The organism is Loktanella gaetbuli (genome assembly GCF_020531945.1).
In the GTDB taxonomy this organism is placed as follows: domain Bacteria; phylum Pseudomonadota; class Alphaproteobacteria; order Rhodobacterales; family Rhodobacteraceae; genus Loktanella; species Loktanella gaetbuli.
This window is the reverse complement of sequence record NZ_JAJATZ010000004.1, coordinates 57871-80814: the sequence shown is the minus strand read 5'-3', so window position 1 is coordinate 80814 and position 22944 is coordinate 57871. Positions and strand designations below refer to the sequence as shown.

The following is a 22944-nucleotide window of genomic DNA, read 5'->3' as shown; positions in this document are numbered from 1 at the left end:
CCTTAAAAGTTACACCAGCATCATCGCCCGGCCGTCAGCGCTCTGCAATGGGCTGCAAGACGGGTCAGACAGGCCCCGATTGTTGCAGTCGCCCGCCTTGGCGCACCATAACGGTCTGCGTGGCGCGGCCGGTGCGGTCATCGGTTTCGACATAGATCCCCGACAGCGTGGCGTCCTCTTCGGCAGGCTGGAACCGGCCCTTGGGCATGCCGGTGATGAAACGGCGCAGGGGTTCATCCTTTTGCATGCCGATCACGGAATTGTAGTCGCCGCACATCCCCGCATCCGACAGATAGGCCGTGCCACCCGGCAGGATCATCGCATCCGCCGTCGGCACATGTGTATGCGTGCCGACCACGATACTGGCGCGCCCGTCGCAATAATGACCCACGGCCATCTTCTCGGACGTCGCCTCGCAGTGAATATCCACCAGCGACGCGGCCAGTTGCCCGCCCATCGGATATTGCTTCAACACGCCGTCCAATGCCGAAAACGGATCATCAAAGGGACGCTTCATGAACACCTGACCCAGCACCTGCGCCACCAGCACCTTGCGTCCACGCGCATCGGTGAACACCCGCGCACCCACACCGGGGGCAGATTTGGCAAAGTTGATGGGCCGCAGGACGCGCGGTTCCTTTTCGATGAACGCCATCATGTCGCGCTGGTCAAAGGCGTGATCGCCCAGCGTGACGACATCGGCCCCCGCATCCAGGATCAGCCGCGCATGGTCGGGTGACAGTCCCGCACCATTGGTCGCGTTCTCGCCGTTGACCACGACGAAATCCAATTTCCATTCGCGGCGCAGACGCGGCAGGTGGTCAGTGATGGCGCGACGGCCGGCGCGTCCCATGACGTCGCCCAAAAACATGATTTTCATGGGGTTGGTGTTAGGCCCCTGCCCGACCTGCCGCAAGGGGAACCGGACGTCGTTTCGCGAACTTACCTGCCCGGGATCTCCAGAATCGCGTGTTCCGTCACGACTAGATCCAGCGGCTGATCGGTCGGTTCAAGCGGCAAATCCTCTGCCTCTTGCGCCGCGTAGGCGAACCCCACGGCCAGCACCGGTCCGTCGGCGCGCAGCCGTTCCAGCGTGCGATCATAGAACCCACCGCCGTAGCCCAGCCGCCCGCCGCGCCTGTCGAATGCGACCAGCGGCACGATGACGATCTGCGGGGTGATCCAATCGCCCGCCGCCGGCACCAGCGCACCAAAGTCACCCGCCACCATCGCGCAACCCGGCGTCCAGGCGCGGAATTGCAGCGGCTGATCCTTGCCCATCACTACCGGCATTGCGACCGGGCCGTGTGCGGCGGCCTCCTCCATCACCGGCAGCGGGTCGATCTCAGTGCGCATCGCGGCATAGCCCGCCAATGGCACGCCACGGTGGCCTGCCAGAAATTCCGACAGCTTGCCCGCCGGGGCCTTGGCCATCGCATGCGCCGCCGCCCGCCGGGCAAAGGCATCCGCCCGTGCCTGCGCCTTGGTCACAGCAGCCATACCGCCGCCAGTCCCAGAAAAGCAAAGAACCCAACGATATCCGTCACCGTCGTCACGAATGCACCGGACGCCAGCGCGGGGTCGATGTTCAACCGGTCCAGGATGATCGGCACCCCCGTGCCCGCCAGCCCCGCCACCACGAGGTTGATTACCATTGCGACCGCGATCACGACACCCAGCATGGGCGAGCCGAACCACACAAGTCCGACGACCCCCATCACCACGGCGAACAACAACCCGTTGATCAGGCCCACCAACACCTCGCGCCGGATGACGCGCCAGACGTTGGACCCGGTCAGGTCGCGGGTCGCCAGCGCGCGCACGGCCACGGTCAGTGACTGCGTGCCGGCGTTTCCGCCCATGGACGCCACGATGGGCATCAGCACGGCGAGTGCCACCAGCGACGAAATCGTACCCTCGAACAATGAAATCACCAGTGACGCCAAGATCGCAGTCGCCAGGTTCACCGCAAGCCAGGGCGCGCGCTGTTTCGTCGTTTCGATCACCCGGTCCGACAGGCTGCCCTCACCCACACCGGCGAGACGCAGCAGGTCTTCTTCTGCCTCTTCTTCCAGGAACGCCATGGCGTCGTCGATGGTGATGACACCCACGATCCGGCCGTCGTCGTCCACCACGGGGGCCGTTATCATGTGATAGTGGTTGATCGCCTGCGCGACCTCCTCGACGTCCTGCGACACGTTGAACGTACGGAACGTGTCCTCCACCAGGTCTCGCAGCAGCGTCGCGCGCGGGTGCGACAGCACCCGCCCAAGGGTCACGTAACCCACCGCCTTTAGCCGCGGATCAACGAGAATGATATGATAGAACTGATCCGGCAGTGTCACATCGGACCGAAGGAAATCAATCGTATCGCCAACCGTCCAGTGTTCCGGCGCGCGCACCAGTTCGACCTGCATGTGGCGACCGGCGGACTCCTCGGGGTAGGTCAGTGATTTCTCGACCACCACGCGGTCCGTGGGCGACAGGGCATCCAGCACCAGATCCTGCTGTTCGGGGTCCAGATATTCGACCAGATCGACAACGTCGTCGCTGTCCAGATCGCGCATCGCCTCGACCAGCTCTGCCGGCTGCATCAGGTCGATGATCTCCTCGCGCAGGTTCTCGTCGAGTTCCGACAGCACCTCGCCGTCGATGCCCTTCCACAACTCCATCAGCTCGCGCCGGGGGCGTGCGTCGATCACCTCGATCAGATGCGCGATGTCGGCGGGGTGCAGTGGTTCCAGCAGCGCCGCGATATCCTCGGCGTTGCGGGCGTCGATTGCCGCGATGACATCGGATACGATACGGTCGGTGATGCCGAATGCTTCTTCGGTGTCGTCCTCCGGGACCTCCGGTTCGATCTGCGCGTCTGACATGGCGGTCCCCTTGGCTGGCTTGCCTTCAGCATAGCTTGCGCGGACGTGGCGACAACAGCGCATCGGGGTGATTGTGCCTGCCTGGGCCGCCACATAGGGTGCGGACATGATAGAGCATCTTCTTCTGGGACAAACCCTGCAATTCACCGGTGACGCCCTGGCCGACTGGCAGGCTGCCACCCGTCACGACAGCGCAGGCGCGGTCCTGATCCGCGACGGGCGCATTTCGGATGTCGGCCCCGCCGAAACCCTGCGCCGGACCTACCCGCAGGCACCCGTCACCGACTACGGCGACGCGCTGATCTGCGCGGGGTTCGTCGATGCGCATATGCACTATCCCCAGACCACCATGATCGCGAGCTGGGGCAAACGCCTGATCGACTGGCTGAATACCTATACCTTTCCCGAAGAGGCCAAATTCAGCGATCCCGCCTATGCCGACATGATCGCAGGCCGCACGCTGGACCTCGCCCTCGCGCACGGCACGACCACGCTCACCAGTTTCTGCACGATCCACCCCGCCTCGGTGGACGCATGGTTTCAGGCGGCAGCGGCCCGCGGCATGGCCGTCGTCGGCGGCAAGACCTGCATGGACCGCAATGCCCCCGACGACCTGCGCGACACCGCGCAAACGGCCTACGACGACAGCAAGGGTCTGCTGGAGCGCTGGCACGGACAGGGCCGCGCGACCTATGCGATCACGCCGCGCTTTTCGCCCACCTCGACGCCCGACCAGATGTCGGCGCTTGGCGCGCTCTGGGCCGAACACCCCGATTGCCTGATGCAGACGCATCTCAGCGAACAGGTCGACGAAATCGCATGGGTCCGCGACCTCTACCCCGACGCCCGCGACTACCTCGACACCTACGAGGCGCACGGATTGCTGGGCGCACGCGGCCTCTATGGTCACGCGATCCATCTGGAACCGCGCGAAATTGACCGCCTGGCCGATGTCGGTGCCGCCGTCATCCATTGCCCGACCTCCAATACCTTTATCGGGTCGGGCCTGTTCGACATGATGGGACTGGCAAGCGCGGGCTTGCGGATCGGGCTGGCCACGGACACCGGCGGCGGGTCCAGTTTTTCCATGCTGCGAGTGATGGCTGCGACCTATGAAATCGGGCAGTTGCGCGGCACGCCGCTGCACCCCGCGCAACTGATGTGGCTGGCGACCGAAGGGTCAGCACAGGCGCTGCACGTGGGCGGCCAGATCGGCCATCTGGGCACGGGGGCCATGGCCGACCTCTGCGTGCTCGACCTCGCCTCTACCCCCGCCATCGCCCAGCGCCGCGCCAGCGCCGACGACATCTGGGAGGCGCTGTTCCCCACGCTCATGATGGGCGACGACCGCGCCATCCGCGACGTCTGGGTGGCCGGGCGGCGGGTTGCCGCAGGGTAAGAACCGAACAGATCGCCTCGTCCGACTATGCCGGTCGGCTCTCACCGCGAACCAAGACCGCTGCCCTCTAACACGGCAGCAGCATCACCACGACCCAATAACCGTCGGCGGTGCCGATCCCGTAGTTGGTGTAGGTCGCGTTCAGCATGTTGCGGCGGTGCGCGGGTGAGGCCATCCAACCCGCAAAGGCCTGATCGGACGTGCCGTAGCCCTGTGCGATATTTTCGCCGACGCCGCAGGCCGCAACCCCGGCACGACGGGCGCGGGCCATGGCGTTGCCGCCGTTCCGGTCGCGATGGGTCAGCGCCCGACGCGCCGCCAGTTCTGCGGCAAAATCCGCGGCCACCCGGTCCAGTGCCGCATTGGACACCAACGGGGCACGCCCGGCCTGCGCCCTTGCAGCGGCCAACTGACGGTCAAATCCGGCAAAAGCGGGCGTGTTGCCAGCAAGCGCCTGCCGGGGCGCACCATCCGACACCATGATGACAGGCACCGGGACCGGCACGCAGGCGGACAATGACAGGATCAGGGGCAAGGCAAACATTTTCATGGCGGACCATCTGCCACGAAATATGCGTTCCGCCTACCCATGCCACGATCTTGCGCCGATTTTTGCCAGCGGCAGACCGATCCGGGTTCATCAAGCCCGTTCGGCCAACCTTGCCGCGAGCATGTTCTGCCGCGCGATCACAGCGCCCGTGTCCACGGTCACCACTTGCCCGTCGCGCACCACGGCGCGGCCCTCGACAAACAGATCCCGCACGCGGGTTGGTCCCGCGAGGACCAGCGCCGCCGCATCCCAACTGCCAGCGGCCTCGATCCCCGAGACATCCCAGACCGCCAGATCAGCACGCATGCCCGGCACGATCTGGCCTACGTCATCGCGCCCCAGCACCCGCGCGCCGCCGCGTGTCGCCAGCCGCAGGGCGGCACGCGCGCTCATGGCGTCGGCACCGCGGGTCACGCGCTGCAGCAGCATTGCCTGCCGCGCCTCACCGATCAGATTGGCCGCGTCGTTGCTGGCCGATCCGTCCACACCCAGCCCCACGTTCACGCCTGCATCCAGCATCGCGCGCACTGGCGCGATCCCTGACCCCAGACGGCAATTGGAACAGGGACAATGGGCGACGCCGGTGCCGCTGCGGGCGAACAAATCAATCTCGGCCGTGTCCAGTTTCACGCAATGCGCGTGCCAGACATCGGGACCGGTCCAGCCCAGATCCTGCGCGTATTCCCCGGGGCGACACCCGAATTTCGCCAGCGAGTAGGCCACATCCTCGTCATTTTCGGCCAGATGCGTATGCAGCATGACCCTCTTGTCCCGCGCCAGCAGCGCCGCGTCCCGCATCAGGTCGCGACTGACGGAAAACGGCGAACAGGGTGCCACGCCCACCCGCACCATCGCCCCCGGTCTTGGGTCGTGAAAGGCGTCGATGACCCGGATGCAATCCTCCAGGATCGCAGCCTCTCGTTCCACCAGAACATCGGGCGGCAACCCGCCATCGCTGACACCGATGCTCATGGCACCGCGCGTGGGATGAAACCGCAAACCGACCTCTGCGGCGGCTGCAATCGTGTCGTCCAGCCGCGCACCATTGGGAAACAGATACAGGTGATCTGCCGTCGTGGTGCAGCCCGATAATGCCAGCTCGATCAGCCCGGTCTGGGTGGATACGAACATGTCCTCGGGCCCGAACCGCGCCCAGATCGGATAGAGCGTCTGCAACCAGCCGAACAACAGCGCGTCCTGTCCGCCCGGCACGGCACGCGTCAGCGATTGATACAGGTGGTGGTGCGTGTTGATCAGCCCCGGCGTGACCACGCATCCCGCCACATCGACCACGTCACCACGGGTCGTCAGACCCCGCCCGATGCCGGCAATCACGCCGTCACGGATCAGGATGTCGCATGTCGCGTGTTCGCTGCCCGCATCATCCATCGTCACGACGCATTGCGCACCGCGCAGCAGCAGTTCAGTCATTCAACGCATCCTGAAGGATCGAAAGCGCCACCGCATGCACATCAGCATTGGCCGCCGCGATGACCTGACCGCCGCTGTAGGCCGCGCCACCCTGCCAGTTCGATACGATGCCGCCCGCCGCCTGGATCACGCTGATCGGGGCTTGAATGTCATAGGCTTTTAATCCGGCCTCAACGACCAGATCCACCTGCCCTGCCGCCAGCAGCGCATAGCCGTAACAGTCCATCCCGTAGCGCGTCAGCCGCACCCGCTCGGACAGGGCACGAAACGCGCGATATTCCGTCTTGGTCCCGATTTCGGGAAAGGTGCTGAGCAGCGTCACCGCTTCGAGCGAGCGACTGGCCCGGGTCCGCAGGGGATGGGTGCCATGCGGTCCGCGCACCTCGGCCGTACCGAAACCGCCGATGAACCGTTCCTTGATGAAAGGCTGGTCGATGATACCGAAAATCGGTCCGCCGATGGTGGCCACCGAAATCAGCGTCCCCCAGGTCGGGGTGCCGCTGATGAACCCGCGCGTGCCGTCGATCGGGTCCAGCACCCAGATCAGCCCGCTGCGCCCCGTCACGGTCGGCAACTCCTCTCCCAGGATGCCATCGTCTGGGCGGGCCTGCTGGATCACAGCGCGCATCGCCAGTTCGGCCTCGCGGTCCGCGCGGGTCACGGGATCGAACCCGTCGGCGTCCTTGTTTTCAGCCTCAAGCGTCTGAGACCGGAAATAGGACAGCGTCACGTCCCGCGCGGCGTCGGCTGCCGCAAAGGCAACCTTTTGCAGGTCCGATTTCAGTTCGTCAGTCAGCGGTATCATGTAGCCTCAACAGCATAATTCATGCCTTTGGACCTACTTCGCTTGCCGCTGACTTGCCATCGCGAACCGCAAAGGGCCTGAAACCCGGCTCAGGCTGCGTCGCTCAGGACACGCGCCAGGTCGAACAGACGGCGGCGCTGGTTTTCGGGGATCGCGTAATAGGACCGCAGCAGGTCCAGCGCTTCCTTGTCTGACAACAGGTCGCCGGGCGTGCCTTTATGGTTGTCCTGCTCCTCCAGGTCGATTCCTTCGAAAAAGAATGCAACCGGCACGTCGAGCACCTTGGAAATATCCCAAAGGCGCGATGCGCTGACACGGTTCATGCCGGTTTCGTATTTCTGGATCTGCTGGAACTTGATCCCGACCGCCTCGGCCAGCTGCTGCTGCGTGGTGCCCAGCATCCAGCGCCGGTGGCGAATACGTTTCCCGACATGGACATCAACTTCGTGCTTCATTCTCTTCCCTCAATCGTAAATAAATCGACCCGGCCAATTCGCGCTGGACACGCGGGACCATCCGCAAAGCCCGGGCCTGGCACACAAACCCCCGGCCACACCAAACAAGTCATGGTTGCAGCCAGTGACGACAGATTACCCGCGCACAACCATGGGGCAAGTTGGCTAAAAGGTCATGTCACCCATCCGAACGGATAGGTGCGCCCGTCTTGACACCAAACCGAATAGGCAGTCCGCTGGCCGCAACAGCAGACCAAAAGGTGACCTTGTGCGCGCATTCCAGATCCAGACCTTCGACGCCCAGCCAGCCCTGGCCGAGGTCGAAACCCCCTCTCCCGCTGCGGGTGAGGTCGCGGTCAAAATCGCCGCCTGCGGTCTGAATTTCGCGGACATGCTGATGGCCAAAGGCACCTATCAGGACACGCCGGAACCGCCCTTTACACTTGGGATGGAGGTTTGCGGCACCGTGATCGCACACGGTCCGGGCGTGGACAGCCCCGCCATCGGCACCCGCGTGGCCGTGTTCGGCGGTCAGGGTGGCCTCGCTGACGTCGCCACCTTTCCTGCCGCCCTGTGCCGCCCGGTGCCAGACGCCATGCCCGATACCGTCGCCGCCGGGTTCCAGGTGGCCTATGGCACGTCACATCTGGCGCTGACGCGCCGCGCGCGCCTGCAACCGTGGGAAACCCTGCTGGTGCTGGGTGCCGCGGGCGGCGTGGGCCTGACGGCGGTGGAAATCGGCAAGGCGCTGGGCGCGCGGGTCATCGCCGTGGCACGCGGCGCGGACAAGCTGGCGGTCGCCCGCGAGGCCGGCGCCGATCACCTGATCGACAGCACCGACGGCGACCTGAAATCGCAGCTCAAGGCGCTGGGCGGTGTCGATGTGGTCTATGACCCGGTGGGCGGCGACGCGTTCAAGGCTGCCCTGTCGGCCTGCAACCGCGAGGCGCGGGTCATCGCCGTCGGTTTTGCCAGCGGTGACGTGCCGCAGATCCCCGCGAACATCCTGCTGGTGAAAAACATCACCGTCATCGGGTTCTACTGGGGCGGCTACCTGAAATTCGCGCCCGACGCGCTGACCGACAGCCTGTCGGACCTGATGGACCTATATGCTCAGGGCAAGCTGCGTCCGCACATCAGCCATGTCTTGCCGCTGGACCGCGCGGGCGAAGGTCTGGACCTGCTGGCCAACCGTCAGGCCACCGGCAAGGTCGTGATCACGCCATAGCCGGTTCGCGCTGGCCGTAAGCCGCGCGAACCAGTTCTGACAGGCGCGTCAGCACCGGCGCGTCACCCCCTTGGGAATACATCGCGATCTTGGTCCGGCCCAGGTCAGGCAAGGCACCGCCGTGGGCGATTTCCTCATGCTGGCGGGAAATGTCGGTCCTGATGACCGCCTGCACCGCCAGATCGGCACTGACAGCGGCGTTGACCGCGCTGTCACCATCCGATTCCACGACCAGTTCCCATGCGATTTCGGCCTGTTCCAGCGCGCGGATCACCCCGGGCCGAAAGACGCAATTGCTGCAATAGGCCAACCGCAGGGGGCGCGTGCGCCAGGCCGTGCCCCCGATGGCACCGACCCATGCCAACGGGATCTCGGTCAGGGTCTCGGCCTCGGGACCGGGTATGGCCTCGGTTGTGATGATGACGTCGCACGCGCCCCGGTCGAACATGTCGCGCAACTGCAAGGTGGGGGCCGATATCAACTGCACCCGCACCCGCGGAAATTCGGTCGAAAACGCGCGCAACACGCGCGGCACATAGGGATCAACGATGTCATGCGGCACGCCCAGACGGATCTCGCCGGAAAATTCCTGCGCGGTCAGCCGGGCGAACACCTCGTCGTTCAGCGCCAGCATCCGGTGTCCGTATCCCAGCAATTGTTCGCCCGCCGCCGTCAACCCGATGGTCCGCCCCGACCGGTCCATCAGGGTCAGGCCCAGCGAATCCTCCAGCCTGCGCAACTGCATCGACACCGCCGATTGCGTCAGGTTCAGGATCCCCGCCGCACGGGTCACGCCACCGCAATCCGCCACCGCGACAAAGGATCGCAAGGCCGTCATATCGATGTTCCGGGGCATATCACAATCCTTGATACGACAGTTCAGACATATTCGTTTGAACTATGGATAAACCGCGCCCAGATATCAAGCATCGAGATAGATTGACCAATTCACTTCACACAGGATGATATCATGACGACCCTGACTCAACGGCACCTGCATGCCAGAACACCGCGACTTGGCCTGTTTGCACGCCTGATTGCCGCCGACCGGGCATTTCGCCAGCGCCGGGCGATGCACCGGCTGACCGACGCGCAGTTGCGCGACATCGGGTTGACCCGCGCCCAGATCGCAGCCGACACAGCGCAGCCTGTCTGGGACTCTCCGCGTCACTGGCGCGCCTGAGGGTTTCGGGCCTGCCGATCACTCCGATTTCAGGTCCATACCACTTGAAATAAGGGGGCAACCTGCCAATATCGGGCACGAGCGTCGAAAAATCCGGCGCAACGTTTTTGCAGGAGGTCTCAATGGCACAATACCAGACGATCCCCCGCGCGGGCACCTCCCGCACGGCTATGATCGACGAAGGGCTGCGCGCCCACATGAACAAGGTCTACGGCATCATGTCTGTGGGCATGCTGATTACGGCACTCGCCGCCTGGGCCATCTCGGGTCTGGCGATTTCGACCGAACCGACCGCCTACCAGATCGGGTCCAGCACCTATCTGACCGAATTCGGCGCGACGCTGTGGACCAGCCCGCTGAAATGGGTCGTGATGTTCGCCCCCCTCGTCATGGTGTTCGCCTTCGGCGCGATGATCAACAAACTGTCCGCTGCCGGTGCACAGACGTTCTTTTACGCGTTTGCGGCGCTGATGGGTATTTCGCTGTCGTGGATCTTTGCGGTCTACACCGGCGTTTCGATCATCCAGGTGTTCCTGATCACCGCGATCGCATTCGCGTCGCTGTCGATGTACGGCTACACGACCAAGCGTGACATCTCGGCCTGGGGCAGCTTCCTTATCATGGGTGTTGTCGGCCTGATCATCGCCAGCATCGTGAACATCTTCCTCGGGTCGGGCGTTGTCCAACTGGCGATTTCCGTTCTGGGTGTGCTGATCTTTGCGGGTCTGACAGCCTATGACACCCAAAAGATCAAGAATGACTACATCGCACACGCCCAGCATGGCGACAGCGAGTGGCTGGCGAAATCGGCGATCATGGGTGCGCTGAACCTGTACCTCGATTTCATCAACATGTTCATGTTCCTGCTGCAACTGTTCGGCAACCGCGAATAATCAGCACGACATACCCGTTATCAAAGGCCGGTCAGCTGACCGGCCTTTTTTGTTGCGCGGTCGCACGCTAGGCTGACTCTGCCCCGCATCAGGATCGCCCCATGACTGCCATTGCCACCGCCCGCCGTGCCGACCTGATCGGCAGCGCCTACATGGTCTGCGCGATGGCGCTCTTTGCGGTCGAGGATGCGTTTATCAAGGCCGCGGCCACCACCCTGCCGCTGGGGCAGATCCTCATCATCTTTGGGGTGGGCGGTGCCGTTGTCTTTGCCCTGCGGGCGCAACGGATGGGCCAACCGCTGTTCGTGCCGGACGTGCTGTCGCGGCCCATGCGTATCCGCGTCCTGTTCGAAATCACGGGCCGGCTGTTCTACGGGTTGGCGATTGCGCTGATCCCGCTGTCCGCCGCCACGGTCATCCTGCAGGCCACCCCGCTGGTCGTCGTCGCGGGTGCCGCGCTGCTGTTTGGCGAAACCGTCGGCTGGCGACGCTGGACCGCGATTTTCATCGGCCTGATCGGCGTCGTCATCATCATCCGGCCCGGCACGGATGGGTTCAGCGCCCTGTCCCTGCTGGCGGTCATCGGCATGGCCGGGTTTGCCGGGCGCGATCTGGCTAGCCGTGCCGCACCGCTGACGGTCAGCACCACGCTGCTGGGGTTCTACGGGTTCTGTGCACTGGTCATCGCGGGCGCGCTTTACACCGTGTGGGACGGTTTTGCGTTGCGTGCGGTGACGGCAACGACAGCCCTCTGGCTGGCAGGCACCATCGCAGCCGGTGTGATCGCCTATACCTGCCTGATGCGCGCAATGCGCACGGGTGACGTGTCCGCCGTGACTCCATTCCGCTACAGCCGTCTGCTGTTCGGGATCGCCCTGGGCGTTGCGCTGTTCGGGGAACGCCCCGATGCAGCAACATGGATCGGGTCCGGCCTGATCGTGTTGGCGGGTCTGTTCATCATGTGGCGGGGCAAGAACGCCGACACCTGAAACGCAAAAGGCCCCGCAATTGCGAGGCCCAGCGTAACCGTCAGAGGCGGATCAATTACTTGATCTTGCCTTCCTTGTACTCCACGTGCTTGCGCACAACGGGGTCGTACTTCTTGATGACCATCTTTTCGGTCATCGTACGGGCGTTTTTCTTGGTGACGTAGAAATGGCCTGTGCCCGCGGTGGAGTTCAGGCGGATCTTGATCGTGGTTGGCTTCGCCATGGTGTCTCTCCTGTTCGCGGCGCAGACGCTTCGCGCGCGCGGATCATATCTCTTGAAGTCCGCCTTCTAACTGGCGCGGGGGCCGAGTCAACCGCAAAAGCTGCGGATTACAGATCAAACCCGACACGGAACATCGTTCCACCATCGGGAAGGGCGACCCAATCCAGTGCGCCACCGATCTTGGCCGCCATGGATTGCACCACGATCATCCCCATGCCGCCCGCGCCGTCGGGTGTGAAATCCTCCGCCAGACCACAGCCGTTGTCGCGCACGCATAGTGCGACACGGTTGTCGGACGGCCGGATGAGATCGACACCGATCACGCCGTCCAGCCCCAGTTCCGCGTGGCGCAAGGCATTGCCGGTCAGTTCCGCCACGATCAACCCCAAGGCAAGGCTGACCTCGGATTTCACCCGCAGGTCCGGGCCCAACCCCGCATAATCCAGACTGACGGTTCCGCCGATGCTTTGCTGGATATCTGCGCATAGCGATGACAGGTATTCGTCCAGCGCCACCTCGTCCGACATGGCGCGATGCAGCTTGTCATGAACCGACGCGATGGTGCGGACCCGCATTGCGGCGTCAGCCAGTGCTTCACGTACATTTTCATCGTCGGACGCCCGGGCGCGCATGTTCAACATGCTCGACACCAGGCTCAGGCTGTTCTTGACCCGATGATCGACCTCACGGCGCAACATCTCGCTTTCGGCCAGGGCCGCCTCCAGCGCGGTCTGACGATCCACGAGCGTCGTCACATCGCGCGACACCGCCAGCACCTTGCCCACGGTGCCATCCGCCTCGCGCACCGGGGACACCGTCACAGCCCACCAGCGCGGTGTGCCCTTGGCCGTGGGGCAGAACGCCACGAATTCCGATGTCTCACCGCCTGCCGCCGCCTGCACGGCGTCCCGCAGACGGTCGGTTTCGGCCTCGGGCCACAGCGCCCACCAATCCTGACCCAGAATCACATCGACGTCGTCGATTTCCATCGCACCCTGTCCGGCGTAACTCATGAATATGAGGTTGCCGTCCAGGTTCAGCAATTTCACGCAGTCTGGCGAACTGGCGAGCAATGATAGTGTCAGGGACTGGTTTTGCGGCATAACACCGACCAACGCCGCATCATCACGGTCGATTGCGTCAGCGGTGCACCCTGTCCGAGTCGTTTGGCCGAGACGCGTCATACTTAGCCCCCCAAAGACAAGTTCGATCATTAAATTACCTGCACCCCGACCATCGGTCAATTCTGCTTTGGTTTAGGGCGGGCGCATGGCGCGAGATGACACGGATGGCCTATAAGCCGGATTTTGTCCCCCGCATTGCTGCGGTTGGATGATCATTCGTCTAAAGCCGTCGTTGCCGACGACCCTCTGGCTGCCAACCCGGGCCTCTCGGGTCAGGCGTCCCTGCCGGATCGCTCCGGCACGAGGCCCCTATTTGGCATTGCTCCCGGTGGGGCTTGCCGTGCCGCTTCTGTTGCCAGTCGCGCGGTGGGCTCTTACCCCACCGTTTCACCGTGACCACGCATGCGTGGCCGTCTGTTCTCTGTGGCGCTATCCCTGGGGTTACCCCCGCCGGGCGTTACCCGGCACCGTGCCTTATGGAGTCCGGACTTTCCTCGACCGCTTGCGCGGCCGCGATCACCCGGCCATCCGTGTCGGGTTTGCGTTACTGGGGCGAACCCTTTGCGTCAACGCCAAACCGCGCTGCCAGATCGGCGGCAAGCGCGCGGTCAATGTCGTCCAGCGGCCCTGTATGGCGCGGTCTGAACCGCAGGCGGAACGCCGCCAGCAGCGTGTCGTCGTCCACATCCGCCGTATAGCCAAACCGCGCGAGGTCCGCGCGGAAATCCCCCGGCGTGGCCCGTTCAGGCCAGATCGACAGACCCTCGCGCGCCAGCCTGCGCCAGTCGAATCGCGCGCCGGGGTCGATCTTGCGCCCCGGTGCCATGTCGGAATGTCCGATGACGCGGTGTGCGGGAATGTTCCAACGCCCCATGATGCCGGCCACCAGATCACACAGTGCATCCATCTGCGCCGCGGCAAAGGGACAGGTGCCGATATTGGACATCTCGATCCCGATGGACCGGCTGTTCACGTCCGTCACGCAGCCCCAGCGCCCGGCCCCCGCATGCCACGCGCGCTGGTCCTCTGGTACCAGGGCCAGCACCTCGCCGTCGGTGCCGATCAGGTAATGGGCCGATACCTCTCGCGCGGGATCACACAGCACGCGGGCAGCGGCAGCGTGATCCGCCATCGCGGTGTAATGCAGCACGATGATATCGGGCACGGCACCGTCACGCCGCGGCCCGCAGTTCGGGGACGGGTGCCGGATCGGGGTCAGTTGCCAGTCGCCACAAGGCGGAACGGTGCCGGATCCCAGCCACAGGCAAAGCCGTCGCCGTCGGGGTCAAGCCCGCGCGCATTGCGTTCCGGCCCGCCACGCGCCAGGAAATCGCGCTGTGCTGCATCAGGCGAATTGTATTCGGCGCAATTGCGTTCGAACGTGCGCTGACTGGCAAAGACTGACCTTGAATACCATTCCTGACCTTTGCGATTGGGCGCGGACAAGGCGTATTCGACGATATTCGGTCCGGTATCGGCTGGCCGGTTCGGTACTGCAGTCGGCATGACGACCTGTCGCTGTGCCGCCAGTTGCGCGCGGCGCTGCGCATCGGATTCGATCGTTTCGCGCGATGCCACCGCGTCAAAGCTGTTTTCGTCGGACAGTGCTGCATTGTTCGATGCGACCTGCTGCACCCTGACTGCCGACAGCGGCGGGCCGACCTGCTCTGGTGCGGCGGCTGCACCCGCACCGATGCCCAATGCGGCCAGTTCAGAGGACGCGACCGCCTGATTGTCGGCACCAAGCGGCGCTGCAGCGACAGCAGAAGGTGCGCTGAAGGTTGCCGGCGCCTGCGCCTGCTGCGCGGCGCGTTGGCTTGCCATCACGGCCGCCGCGCCGCTATCGGGCACACGCGGCGCACAGGCGGCAGTGGCAACCAGGGCCGTCAGACACAGAACAGAACGGATCACGTCACGCCTCCTTGAACGAATGATCCAGCCTACCACCACTTGGCGGGCTTGGCGTTGAAACCTGCGCTGCGTTCCAGCGCATAGGCGACATTCAGCAGATCGCCCTCTTCCCAAGGACGACCGATCAGTTGCAGACCCAGTGGCAACCCCTTGGCGTCCAGTCCGGCTGGCACGCTGATGCCCGGCAGACCAGCGAGGTTCACCGTCACGGTGAATACGTCGTTGAGGTACATCTGGATCGGGTCGGCGTTCTTCATCTCGCCCAGACCAAAGGCGGCGGACGGGGTCGCGGGCGTCAGGATCGCATCGACACCATCTGCGAACACCTGATCAAAGTCACGCTTGATCAGCGCACGGACCCGGCGCGCACGGTTATAATAGGCATCGTAGAAACCCGCGGACAGCACATAGGTGCCCACCATGACGCGGCGCTGCACCTCTGGACCGAAGCCTTCGGCGCGGGTCTTTTCGTACATCTCGGTGATGCCGTCGCCCGCGTCCAGCTTGGCCCGGTGGCCGAACCGCACACCGTCGTAGCGGGCAAGGTTCGATGACGCCTCGGCGGGTGCGATGACGTAATAGGCGGGCAGCGCGTATTTGGTGTGCGGCAGGGTGATGTCACGCACCTCTGCGCCTGCGTCACGCAGCATGGCGGTCCCGTCTTGCCACAGTTTTTCGATCTCGGCGGGCATGCCGTCCATACGGTATTCCTTTGGAATACCGATGACCTTGCCGCGAATATCACCGGTCAGCGCGGCCTCGAAATCGGGCACGGGGATATTGGCCGACGTGCTGTCCTTGGCGTCGAAACCCGACATCGCCTGCAACATGATCGCGCTGTCGCGCACGTCCTTGGTCATCGGGCCTGCCTGATCCAGCGACGAGGCAAATGCCACGACGCCCCAGCGGCTGACGCGGCCATAGGTCGGTTTAATCCCGGTGATCCCGGTGAATGCGGCGGGCTGGCGGATCGATCCGCCAGTATCGGTGCCGGTGGCCCCCAGGCACAGATCGGCGGCGACAGCGGCAGCGGACCCGCCGGATGACCCGCCCGGCGTCAGCTGGCGGTCATCGACCTTCCACGGGTTGACGGCATCGCCGTAGACGGAGGTTTCGTTGCTGCTGCCCATGGCGAATTCGTCCATGTTCAGCTTGCCCAGCATCACCGCGCCTGCATCGAACAGCTGCGTCGTGACGGTGGATTCGTATTCCGGATTGAACCCTTCGAGGATGCGGCTGGCCGCCTGAGAGGCGACCCCCTTGGTGCAGAACAGGTCCTTGATCCCCAGCGGGATACCGCACAAATCTGGCGCCTCACCCGCCTGAATGCGCTGATCCGCGCTCTTGGCTTGGCTTTCTGCAACTTCGGGCGTTTTGTGCACGAATGCGTTCAGCGTATCGGCCGCGTCAATCGCCGTCAGGCAGGCGCTGGTCAATTCAGCGCTGGTCACCTCGCCCTTGCGCAGGGCGTCACGGGCGGCGGCGATGGTCAGTTTGGTCAGATCGGACATTATTCCACCACCTTGGGCACGGCAAAGAAACCCTCGCGGGCGTCGGGCGCATTGGCGAGCACCTTGTCCTGCTGGCCACCGTCGGTCACCACGTCATCGCGGCGATACAGGCGTTGCGGCGTGACGGATGTCATCGGTTCCACCCCGTCCACATCAACCTCGTTCAGCTGCTCGATAAAGCCCAAGATCGCACTGAATTCCTGCGCAAGCGCGGGCAAAGCGTCGTCTTCGACCTTGATGCGCGCCAGTTTGGCCACGCGGCGGGCGGTGTCGGTATCGATGGACATCGGGGCCTCGTTTCTACGGTTCAGCCTGCGTTTACCCGCCCCGGCGATGCGCTGCAAGCACGGCTGCATTGCCGGGCGGGGTGCGCAAGCTACCATGACGGCATCGCACAAGAAGGAATGACCGAGATGAATATCACATGGCTGGGCCACGCCAGTTTTCGTATCGAAATCGCGGAGGCAGTGCTGCTGATCGACCCCTGGCTGAACGGCAACCCGTCGTTTCCGGACGACCAGCGCGACGCAGCGATCGCAGGAACGACACATATTCTGCTGACCCACGGTCACGGCGACCACGCAAGCGAGGTCCAGCAGATCGCACGGGACACGGGCGCACCGGTCTACGGCATCGTGGAACTGATGGGCGTGATCGCGGGCGACGGCATCGAAACGGTGGGTTTCAACAAGGGCGGCACCGTCGATCTGAACGGCGCGCATGTCACGATGGTCAACGCGGTGCACTCATCGTCCTTTGACGGGGCGGACGGCACGCGGGTCGCGGGCACCGAATGCGGTTTCATGATCGCGGGTGAAGGCAAAACGATCTATTTCAGCGGCGACACCGACATCATGGCCGACATGGACTGGATGGGCGACTTGCACAAACCCGACATCGGCATTTTGTGCGCGGGTGGATTTTACACGATGGACATGGGCCGTGCTGCCTATGCCGCGAAACGGTATTTCAATTTTTCAACCGTGATCCCCTGCCACTATGGCACGTTCGACGCGCTGGCACAGGATGCGCAGGTCATGCGCGACGCCCTGCCCGGCGTCGATGTGGCGACACCAGCGGTCATGGATACCGTCACGTTGTAGGCCGCCGAACCGATTGCCAATTGGCAATCGGGGCGAAAACCACCGCGCGTCAGATGGTTCGATCTGTGCGCGGTGGGGTTTTTCATTGGTGAATTTTCAGCCCGCGCGAGGCCGCCCATGCGGGATGCCGTGACACGGTGACGCAATCGTGATTACCCTGAGCGCGATCAGCAAAAGGGAGATCACACATGGGACTTTTCAGCTTTGTCAAAGATGCGGGCAAGAAACTGTTCGGCAAGGACGACGCGCCGGAATCGACACAAGAGGCGCTGAACGCCGAACTGAAGGATCTGGGTCTGGACGCATCCGACGTGCAGGTCACGGTCGAGGGCGACAAGGTCATGATCAAGGGCAAGGCCCCGACTCAGGAACAGCGTGAAAAGATCATTCTGGCCGCCGGCAACGTCGATGGCGTGGCTGCAGTCGAAGAGGAAATCGAAGTTGCAGACGCGGCCGCAGAGCCGGTGTTCTACACCGTGAAAAAAGGCGACACCCTGTCCGCCATCGCACAAGCCACGATGGGCAAGGCCAGCAAGTACCACGCCATTTTCGAGGCAAACAAGCCGATGCTGTCCGACCCGGACAAAATCTATCCCGGTCAGAACCTGCGCATCCCGCAGGAATGAACTAGCGTTTCGACGCAAAAAAGCGGCGCAGCAGGTCTTCGGATTGTTGCGCCGCAATGCCGTCATAGACCTGTGGCGCGTGGTGGCATTGCGGGTGGCTGAACACCCGCGGCCCTTGGGCGACCCCCCCCGATTTCGGATCAGACGCCCCGTAATAAAGGCGCGCCAATCGCGCGCTGCTGATCGCGGCGGCGCACATCGGGCATGGTTCCAGCGTCACATACAGATCGCAACCGGTCAGCCGTTCCTGCCCCAAGGCCGCACAGGCGGCCCGGATCGCCAGCACCTCGGCGTGGGCGGTGGGGTCGTTCAGTTCCCGCGTGCGGTTTCCGGCCTGCGCCAGCACGCCGTCCGGCCCCACGATCACGGCACCCACCGGCACTTCGTCCCGGTCGGCCGCGGCGCGGGCCTGTGCCAGTGCCAGGTCCATGTAGCTGCGAAATGTCATGCCCCGTCATGCCCGCAGGTGGGACACTCTGGCAAGCCCCACGGATTCAGGATAACGCGGAGGGATGACAGAGAACACTCCAGACGGCGACCGCATCGCCAAGGTCCTTTCGCGCAGCGGCGTGGCGTCGCGCCGCGAGGCCGAACGCATGATCGAAGCCGGGCGCGTCAGCGTCAACGGCAAGACGATCACCAGCCCCGCGCTGAACGTGACCGACCGCGACCGCATCGTGGTCGACGGCAAACCCGTGGGCAAGCCCGAAGCCCCGCGCCTGTGGCTGTATCACAAGCCCGCAGGCCTTGTGACCACGGCGAGCGACGATCAGGGCCGGGAAACGGTGTTCGACAAACTGCCAGAAGACCTGCCGCGCGTCATGAGCGTGGGCCGTCTGGACATCAATTCCGAAGGCCTGCTGCTGCTGACCAACGACGGCGGCATCAAGCGCCGGCTGGAACTGCCCAGCACCGGCTGGCTGCGCCGCTACCGCGTGCGCATCAAGGGGTCGGTGTCAGAGGCGAAACTGGACGAATTGCGTGCGGGCATCACCGTCGAAGGCGTCAACTATCAGCCGATGATCGTGACATTCGACCGCCAGCAGGGCGCAAACGCCTGGCTGACGATCAGCATCCGCGAAGGCAAGAACCGCGAGATCCGCCGCGCGATGGAGGCCGTGGGCACCATCGTGAACCGGCTGATCCGTGTGAGCTATGGTCCGTTCCAACTGGGCAATCTGGCCGCCGGTGCTGTCGAAGAAGTCAAGGGGCGCGTGCTGCGCGACCAGCTGGGTATGGCCGCCCCCGAACCCGCGACCCGCGCGCGCAAACCGGTGCAACGGCCACGCAAACCCGGTAGCGAGGGTCCAAGACCGCAGCGCGGTGCCCCAAAGCGCAGATAGGGTGCAAAAATCCTCGCAAATCGGGCGACCCATCACTACCTAAGTGTCCTATGACCCTAACCGGACCGGTCGCTGATGCTGCGTATTGTCCTCATTTTGCTGCTGATTGCGGGCGCGGCCTTTGCCGTGGGGACCGTGGCGTCGGCAGTGCGCGCCATGACCAGTGATCCCCTCACGTCGGAGTCCCCGATGCCGAAACCATTTCGCCTGATTTCCTTTGTTCTGCTGTTTTTGCTGATGCTGGGGGTCAGCACCGGCTGGCTGGGTGCCGCCTGATGGCTCAGCGGTTCGGCGGAAAATTCAGCCCCGGCGGCGGGACCGCGGCCCCGGTGGACCGCGTGACGGTGCATCCGGTAGGTGCGCGCGCGAACCTGATGTTCGCGCCGCCCATCGCACTGGTCTTTGCCTCGCTCAACAACGGGCCATTCGTGATGGTCACAGCGCTGATCGCGGCAGGGCTGATGACGGCGGGGGCCTGGCTGCTGCGCGACGGTCTGCGGGCGCAGGCCGCCTATGATGCACGCGAGGTCGCCCGCCGCCCCGCCCTGCCGCGCAAGATCATCGCGGCCATTTTGGCGGGGGTTGGTGTGGGACTTGCGGCCGTGACCGGCGACACGGGTGTGGCCGGGTCCATCGTCTACGGCATCGCCGCAACCGGTCTGCATCTGGCGGCCTTTGGCATTGATCCGCTGCGCGACAAGCGCCTGTCGGGCGTCGATACGTTCCAGCAGGATCGTGTGGCCCGCGTGGTGGATGAGGCCGAGGCCTATCTGACCGACATGACCAACCAGATCGCGCGTCTGCGTGACCGCACATTGACCGCGCGGGTTGCGGCGTTCCAGACCAGTGCGCGGCGCATGATCCGGGCGGTCGAACAGGACCCGCGCGACTTGACGGCGGCGCGCAAGTATCTGGGCGTCTATTTGTTGGGCGCACGTGATGCGACGGCACAGTTCGCGGACCTTGCCGCGCGCGGCCCGCAACCGGCGGCGCAGGCGGATTACACTGCGCTGCTGGATGATCTGGAACAGAATTTCACCAGCCGCACCGAGAAATTGTTAGCCGACGATCGCAATGCTATGGATATCGAGATCAAGGTGCTGCGCGACCGGCTGTCGCGCGAAAGATAGGAAGAAACCATGTCAGACAAGACCCGCACGGCGGCGACCTCCCGCACCTCGGACATCGAAAAGGTCACGGCCGTCGTCCTGCCGGAACCCGCAGGCGCGCTGGTGCCGCTGGAACAGGCGGACCCCGTGACCTCTGACGCGATCCGGTCGCGTATGGACGAAATCGACCTGAACGACACCGGATCGATCGTGTCGTTCGGATCGGCGGCACAGGCCGAATTGCAGGCGATCAGCCAGTCGATGCTGTCCGGCGTGCGCAACAAGGACGTGGGTCCTGCAGGCGATTCCTTGCGTGAAATCGTCAGCACGATCCGCGGTTTTTCGGTCAGCGAACTGGATGTGGGCCGCAAGCAGTCCTGGTGGGACCGGTTGCTGGGCCGCGCGACGCCGATGGCGAAATTCGTGGCCCGGTTCGAGGACGTGCAGACCCAGATCGACCGCGTCACAGAGGACTTGCTGCGTCACGAGACGACTCTGCTCAAGGATATCGAATCGCTCGATCAGCTCTATGAAAAAACGCTCGCCTTTTATGACGAGCTGGGCCTGTACATCACCGCAGGCGAAGCCCGTCTGGCACAGATCGACAGTGACGAAATTCCCGCCAAGGAGGCAGACGTCAAGGGCGCGCCGGACGAACAGGGTGTCATGGCCGCACAGGAATTGCGCGACCTGCGCGCCGCGCGTGACGATCTGGAACGCCGGGTGCATGACCTGAAACTGACGCGGCAGGTGACGATGCAGTCGCTGCCGTCGATCCGTCTGGTGCAGGAAAACGACAAGAGCCTCGTGACCAAGATCAATTCGACGCTCGTGAACACGGTACCGCTGTGGGAAACGCAGCTGGCGCAGGCGGTGACGATCCAGCGGTCGTCGCAGGCGGCACAGGCCGTGCGCGAGGCAAACGACCTGACCAATGAATTGCTGACCGCCAATGCCAAGAACCTGCGCGACGCCAACAAGGTGATCCGCACGGAAATGGAACGCGGTGTATTCGATATCGAGGCTGTCAAACAGGCCAACACCGACCTGATCGCCACCATCGAGGAAAGCCTGCAGATCGCGGACGAAGGCAAGGCCCGTCGCGCCACAGCCGAAGCAGACCTGCAAAAGATGGAAGGCGACCTGAAAAACACGCTGGCCTCGGCCAGTGCCATGCGTCCCCGCGCAACCGGCGCTGCGGAGGCCTGAATGATCCCAATGCGCAATCTGGTCGCGGCGGTGGTGCTGGGTGGTCTAGCGGCCTGCACCGCACCGACCGAGACGGCCGCCCCCGATCAGGTTGCGCGCCCGGTCGAACGTGTGACCCCGGTCGTGCCGGAACCCGCACCCCCTGCCCCCGTAGCCAGCCCCGAGAGCATGGCGCTGGCGACCTACTATCGGCGTCTGCAGAACGATCTGCTGGCGCAGGGGTTGTTGCGGGGCGACGGTGGCGGGGCGGATACGCCGTTCACCGATACGATGCTGGCGCGCAATTTCATCCGTATCGCGCTCTACGACGAATATGTCACCGATGGCGACGTGCTGCGCGCGCAGGCCACGGCGTCAAAGCTGCGGCGCTGGGATCAGCCGATCCGCATGAGCGTCGAATTCGGCGCGTCGGTGCCGGCAGCCCAGCGCGCGCGCGACCGCACCGGTGTCGCGGCCTATGCAGCGCGGCTATCGCGGGTCAGTGGCGTGCCGATCCGCATGTCCGAAAACGATCCGAACTTTCACGTTCTGTTTTTATCAGAGGACGACCGTGCCGGTTATGCTGATCGCCTTCGTCAGATCGTGCCGGGCATCGGCCCCGGCAGCCTGCGTGCGATCATGAACCTGCCGCGTGACCAGCTGTGCATCGTCATCGCGTTTTCCGAAGGCGGGTCCAGCAGCTATGCCAAGGCCGTCGCCGTGATCCGCGCGGAACACCCAGACCTGTTGCGCACATCCTGCGTTCACGAAGAGGTGGCGCAGGGTCTGGGGCTGGCCAACGACAGCCCGCAGGCGCGCCCGTCGATTTTCAACGACGACGAGGAATTCGGCCTGCTGACGACCCATGACGAGCTGCTGCTGAAAATGCTGTATGACCCCCGTTTCACCACCGGCATGTCCATTATGGAAGCCGCCCCCATCGCCCGCCAGATCGCGACCGAATTGACTGGCAGCGGTGGCAGCTAAGGAGACCGCC

At 64.1% G+C, this 22944-nt stretch carries 27 protein-coding genes and 1 other RNA gene; 12 read left to right on the top strand and 16 right to left on the bottom strand.

The window, feature by feature from the left end; translation table 11 throughout:
• Positions 1–64 precede the first annotated feature (64 nt).
• The 3 genes from LGQ03_RS09810 to mgtE form a co-directional block, all read right to left on the bottom strand.
• Positions 65–880, bottom strand: coding sequence for a TIGR00282 family metallophosphoesterase (locus LGQ03_RS09810; protein ID WP_226748257.1), 816 nt, complete (start codon positions 878–880; stop codon positions 65–67).
• Positions 881–942: 62 nt separating this feature from the next.
• Complete coding sequence (locus LGQ03_RS09805; protein WP_226748256.1) at positions 943–1500, bottom strand: 5-formyltetrahydrofolate cyclo-ligase; 558 nt, start codon at positions 1498–1500, stop codon at positions 943–945.
• On the bottom strand, positions 1488–2876 hold the full coding sequence (gene mgtE, locus LGQ03_RS09800) for a magnesium transporter (RefSeq protein ID WP_090159113.1): 1389 nt from the start codon (positions 2874–2876) through the stop codon (positions 1488–1490). The genes LGQ03_RS09805 and mgtE overlap by 13 nt, the downstream gene beginning before the upstream one ends.
• Before the next feature lie 106 nt (positions 2877–2982).
• Here mgtE and guaD point away from each other — a divergent pair, with 106 nt between their 5' ends.
• Positions 2983–4275: a guanine deaminase gene (gene guaD, locus LGQ03_RS09795; RefSeq protein WP_226748255.1), complete on the top strand. Its 1293-nt coding sequence runs from the start codon at positions 2983–2985 to the stop codon at positions 4273–4275.
• Positions 4276–4342: 67 nt separating this feature from the next.
• Here the strand turns inward: guaD and LGQ03_RS09790 are convergent, their stop codons facing one another.
• The 4 genes from LGQ03_RS09790 to LGQ03_RS09775 all read right to left on the bottom strand — a co-directional run bounded on the left by LGQ03_RS09790 (position 4343) and on the right by LGQ03_RS09775 (position 7516).
• Entirely contained in the window at positions 4343–4825 is a 483-nt protein-coding gene (locus LGQ03_RS09790) for a CAP domain-containing protein (RefSeq protein WP_226748254.1), read from the bottom strand.
• A gap of 90 nt (positions 4826–4915) precedes the next feature.
• Entirely contained in the window at positions 4916–6256 is a 1341-nt protein-coding gene (locus LGQ03_RS09785) for an 8-oxoguanine deaminase (protein ID WP_226748253.1), read from the bottom strand.
• Positions 6249–7061 carry an inositol monophosphatase family protein gene (locus LGQ03_RS09780; RefSeq protein ID WP_090159118.1) on the bottom strand — a complete coding sequence of 271 codons (813 nt, stop codon included), beginning with the start codon at positions 7059–7061 and terminating at the stop codon, positions 6249–6251. Before LGQ03_RS09780 ends, LGQ03_RS09785 begins: the two co-directional genes overlap by 8 nt.
• Before the next feature lie 89 nt (positions 7062–7150).
• The gene (locus LGQ03_RS09775) at positions 7151–7516 is read right to left on the bottom strand and encodes a helix-turn-helix domain-containing protein (RefSeq protein WP_226748252.1); all 366 of its coding nucleotides are present in this window, start codon (positions 7514–7516) and stop codon (positions 7151–7153) included.
• A 268-nt stretch (positions 7517–7784) separates the two neighbouring features.
• On the opposite strand from LGQ03_RS09775, the gene LGQ03_RS09770 reads away from it, so the two are divergent.
• The gene (locus LGQ03_RS09770; RefSeq protein WP_226748251.1) at positions 7785–8744 is read left to right on the top strand and encodes an NADPH:quinone oxidoreductase family protein; all 960 of its coding nucleotides are present in this window, start codon (positions 7785–7787) and stop codon (positions 8742–8744) included.
• Here LGQ03_RS09770 and LGQ03_RS09765 read toward each other — a convergent pair.
• Positions 8734–9600: a LysR family transcriptional regulator gene (locus LGQ03_RS09765; protein ID WP_226748250.1), complete on the bottom strand. Its 867-nt coding sequence runs from the start codon at positions 9598–9600 to the stop codon at positions 8734–8736. The two genes, LGQ03_RS09770 and LGQ03_RS09765, sit on opposite strands and share 11 nt — an antisense overlap.
• A gap of 114 nt (positions 9601–9714) precedes the next feature.
• On the opposite strand from LGQ03_RS09765, the gene LGQ03_RS09760 reads away from it, so the two are divergent.
• The 3 genes from LGQ03_RS09760 (at position 9715) to LGQ03_RS09750 (ending at position 11809) form a co-directional block, all read left to right on the top strand.
• A complete protein-coding gene (locus LGQ03_RS09760) occupies positions 9715–9927 on the top strand; it encodes a DUF1127 domain-containing protein (protein WP_226748249.1) in 213 nt (70 codons plus the stop codon).
• Positions 9928–10049: 122 nt separating this feature from the next.
• A complete protein-coding gene (locus LGQ03_RS09755; RefSeq protein WP_090159123.1) occupies positions 10050–10820 on the top strand; it encodes a Bax inhibitor-1/YccA family protein in 771 nt (256 codons plus the stop codon).
• Positions 10821–10921: 101 nt separating this feature from the next.
• On the top strand, positions 10922–11809 hold the full coding sequence (locus tag LGQ03_RS09750) for a DMT family transporter (RefSeq protein ID WP_226748248.1): 888 nt from the start codon (positions 10922–10924) through the stop codon (positions 11807–11809).
• Positions 11810–11864: 55 nt separating this feature from the next.
• On the opposite strand, the gene rpmG is transcribed toward LGQ03_RS09750, so the two are convergent.
• From rpmG to gatC, 7 genes are all read right to left on the bottom strand, one after another.
• On the bottom strand, positions 11865–12032 hold the full coding sequence (gene rpmG / locus LGQ03_RS09745; protein WP_008233681.1) for a 50S ribosomal protein L33: 168 nt from the start codon (positions 12030–12032) through the stop codon (positions 11865–11867).
• Between the two features lie 107 nt (positions 12033–12139).
• The gene (locus tag LGQ03_RS09740; protein WP_226748465.1) at positions 12140–13135 is read right to left on the bottom strand and encodes a sensor histidine kinase; all 996 of its coding nucleotides are present in this window, start codon (positions 13133–13135) and stop codon (positions 12140–12142) included.
• A gap of 177 nt (positions 13136–13312) precedes the next feature.
• Positions 13313–13688: RNase P RNA component class A (gene rnpB, locus LGQ03_RS09735), an RNA gene on the bottom strand.
• A gap of 12 nt (positions 13689–13700) precedes the next feature.
• Complete coding sequence (locus tag LGQ03_RS09730; protein WP_226748464.1) at positions 13701–14312, bottom strand: N-acetylmuramoyl-L-alanine amidase; 612 nt, start codon at positions 14310–14312, stop codon at positions 13701–13703.
• Between the two features lie 59 nt (positions 14313–14371).
• Positions 14372–15067, bottom strand: a complete 696-nt coding sequence (locus LGQ03_RS09725) for a hypothetical protein (protein ID WP_319004473.1) — start codon at positions 15065–15067, stop codon at positions 14372–14374.
• Between the two features lie 29 nt (positions 15068–15096).
• The gene (gatA, locus tag LGQ03_RS09720) at positions 15097–16578 is read right to left on the bottom strand and encodes an Asp-tRNA(Asn)/Glu-tRNA(Gln) amidotransferase subunit GatA (protein WP_226748247.1); all 1482 of its coding nucleotides are present in this window, start codon (positions 16576–16578) and stop codon (positions 15097–15099) included.
• Positions 16578–16865 (bottom strand): Asp-tRNA(Asn)/Glu-tRNA(Gln) amidotransferase subunit GatC, encoded by a 288-nt coding sequence (gene gatC, locus LGQ03_RS09715; protein WP_226748246.1) that lies wholly within the window; start codon positions 16863–16865, stop codon positions 16578–16580. The genes gatA and gatC overlap by 1 nt, the downstream gene beginning before the upstream one ends.
• A 126-nt stretch (positions 16866–16991) precedes the next feature.
• On the opposite strand from gatC, the gene LGQ03_RS09710 reads away from it, so the two are divergent.
• Together LGQ03_RS09710 and lysM are read left to right on the top strand one after the other, a co-directional pair.
• On the top strand, positions 16992–17681 hold the full coding sequence (locus tag LGQ03_RS09710; RefSeq protein WP_090159225.1) for a metal-dependent hydrolase: 690 nt from the start codon (positions 16992–16994) through the stop codon (positions 17679–17681).
• Positions 17682–17869: 188 nt separating this feature from the next.
• Positions 17870–18307: a peptidoglycan-binding protein LysM gene (gene lysM / locus LGQ03_RS09705; RefSeq protein ID WP_226748245.1), complete on the top strand. Its 438-nt coding sequence runs from the start codon at positions 17870–17872 to the stop codon at positions 18305–18307.
• Between the two features lies 1 nt (position 18308).
• On the opposite strand, the gene LGQ03_RS09700 is transcribed toward lysM, so the two are convergent.
• The gene (locus LGQ03_RS09700; protein WP_226748244.1) at positions 18309–18755 is read right to left on the bottom strand and encodes a nucleoside deaminase; all 447 of its coding nucleotides are present in this window, start codon (positions 18753–18755) and stop codon (positions 18309–18311) included.
• A gap of 64 nt (positions 18756–18819) precedes the next feature.
• Between LGQ03_RS09700 and LGQ03_RS09695 the strand changes: the two genes are divergently transcribed.
• The 5 genes from LGQ03_RS09695 to LGQ03_RS09675 all read left to right on the top strand — a co-directional run bounded on the left by LGQ03_RS09695 (position 18820) and on the right by LGQ03_RS09675 (position 22934).
• Complete coding sequence (locus LGQ03_RS09695; RefSeq protein WP_226748243.1) at positions 18820–19650, top strand: pseudouridine synthase; 831 nt, start codon at positions 18820–18822, stop codon at positions 19648–19650.
• A 75-nt stretch (positions 19651–19725) separates the two neighbouring features.
• Positions 19726–19926, top strand: a complete 201-nt coding sequence (locus tag LGQ03_RS09690) for a hypothetical protein (RefSeq protein ID WP_090159132.1) — start codon at positions 19726–19728, stop codon at positions 19924–19926.
• Entirely contained in the window at positions 19926–20780 is an 855-nt protein-coding gene (locus tag LGQ03_RS09685; RefSeq protein ID WP_226748242.1) for a 5-bromo-4-chloroindolyl phosphate hydrolysis family protein, read from the top strand. The genes LGQ03_RS09690 and LGQ03_RS09685 overlap by 1 nt, the downstream gene beginning before the upstream one ends.
• Positions 20781–20789: 9 nt before the next feature.
• On the top strand, positions 20790–21968 hold the full coding sequence (locus tag LGQ03_RS09680) for a toxic anion resistance protein (RefSeq protein ID WP_226748241.1): 1179 nt from the start codon (positions 20790–20792) through the stop codon (positions 21966–21968).
• Positions 21969–22934: a DUF2927 domain-containing protein gene (locus tag LGQ03_RS09675; RefSeq protein ID WP_226748240.1), complete on the top strand. Its 966-nt coding sequence runs from the start codon at positions 21969–21971 to the stop codon at positions 22932–22934.
• Positions 22935–22944 lie beyond the last annotated feature (10 nt).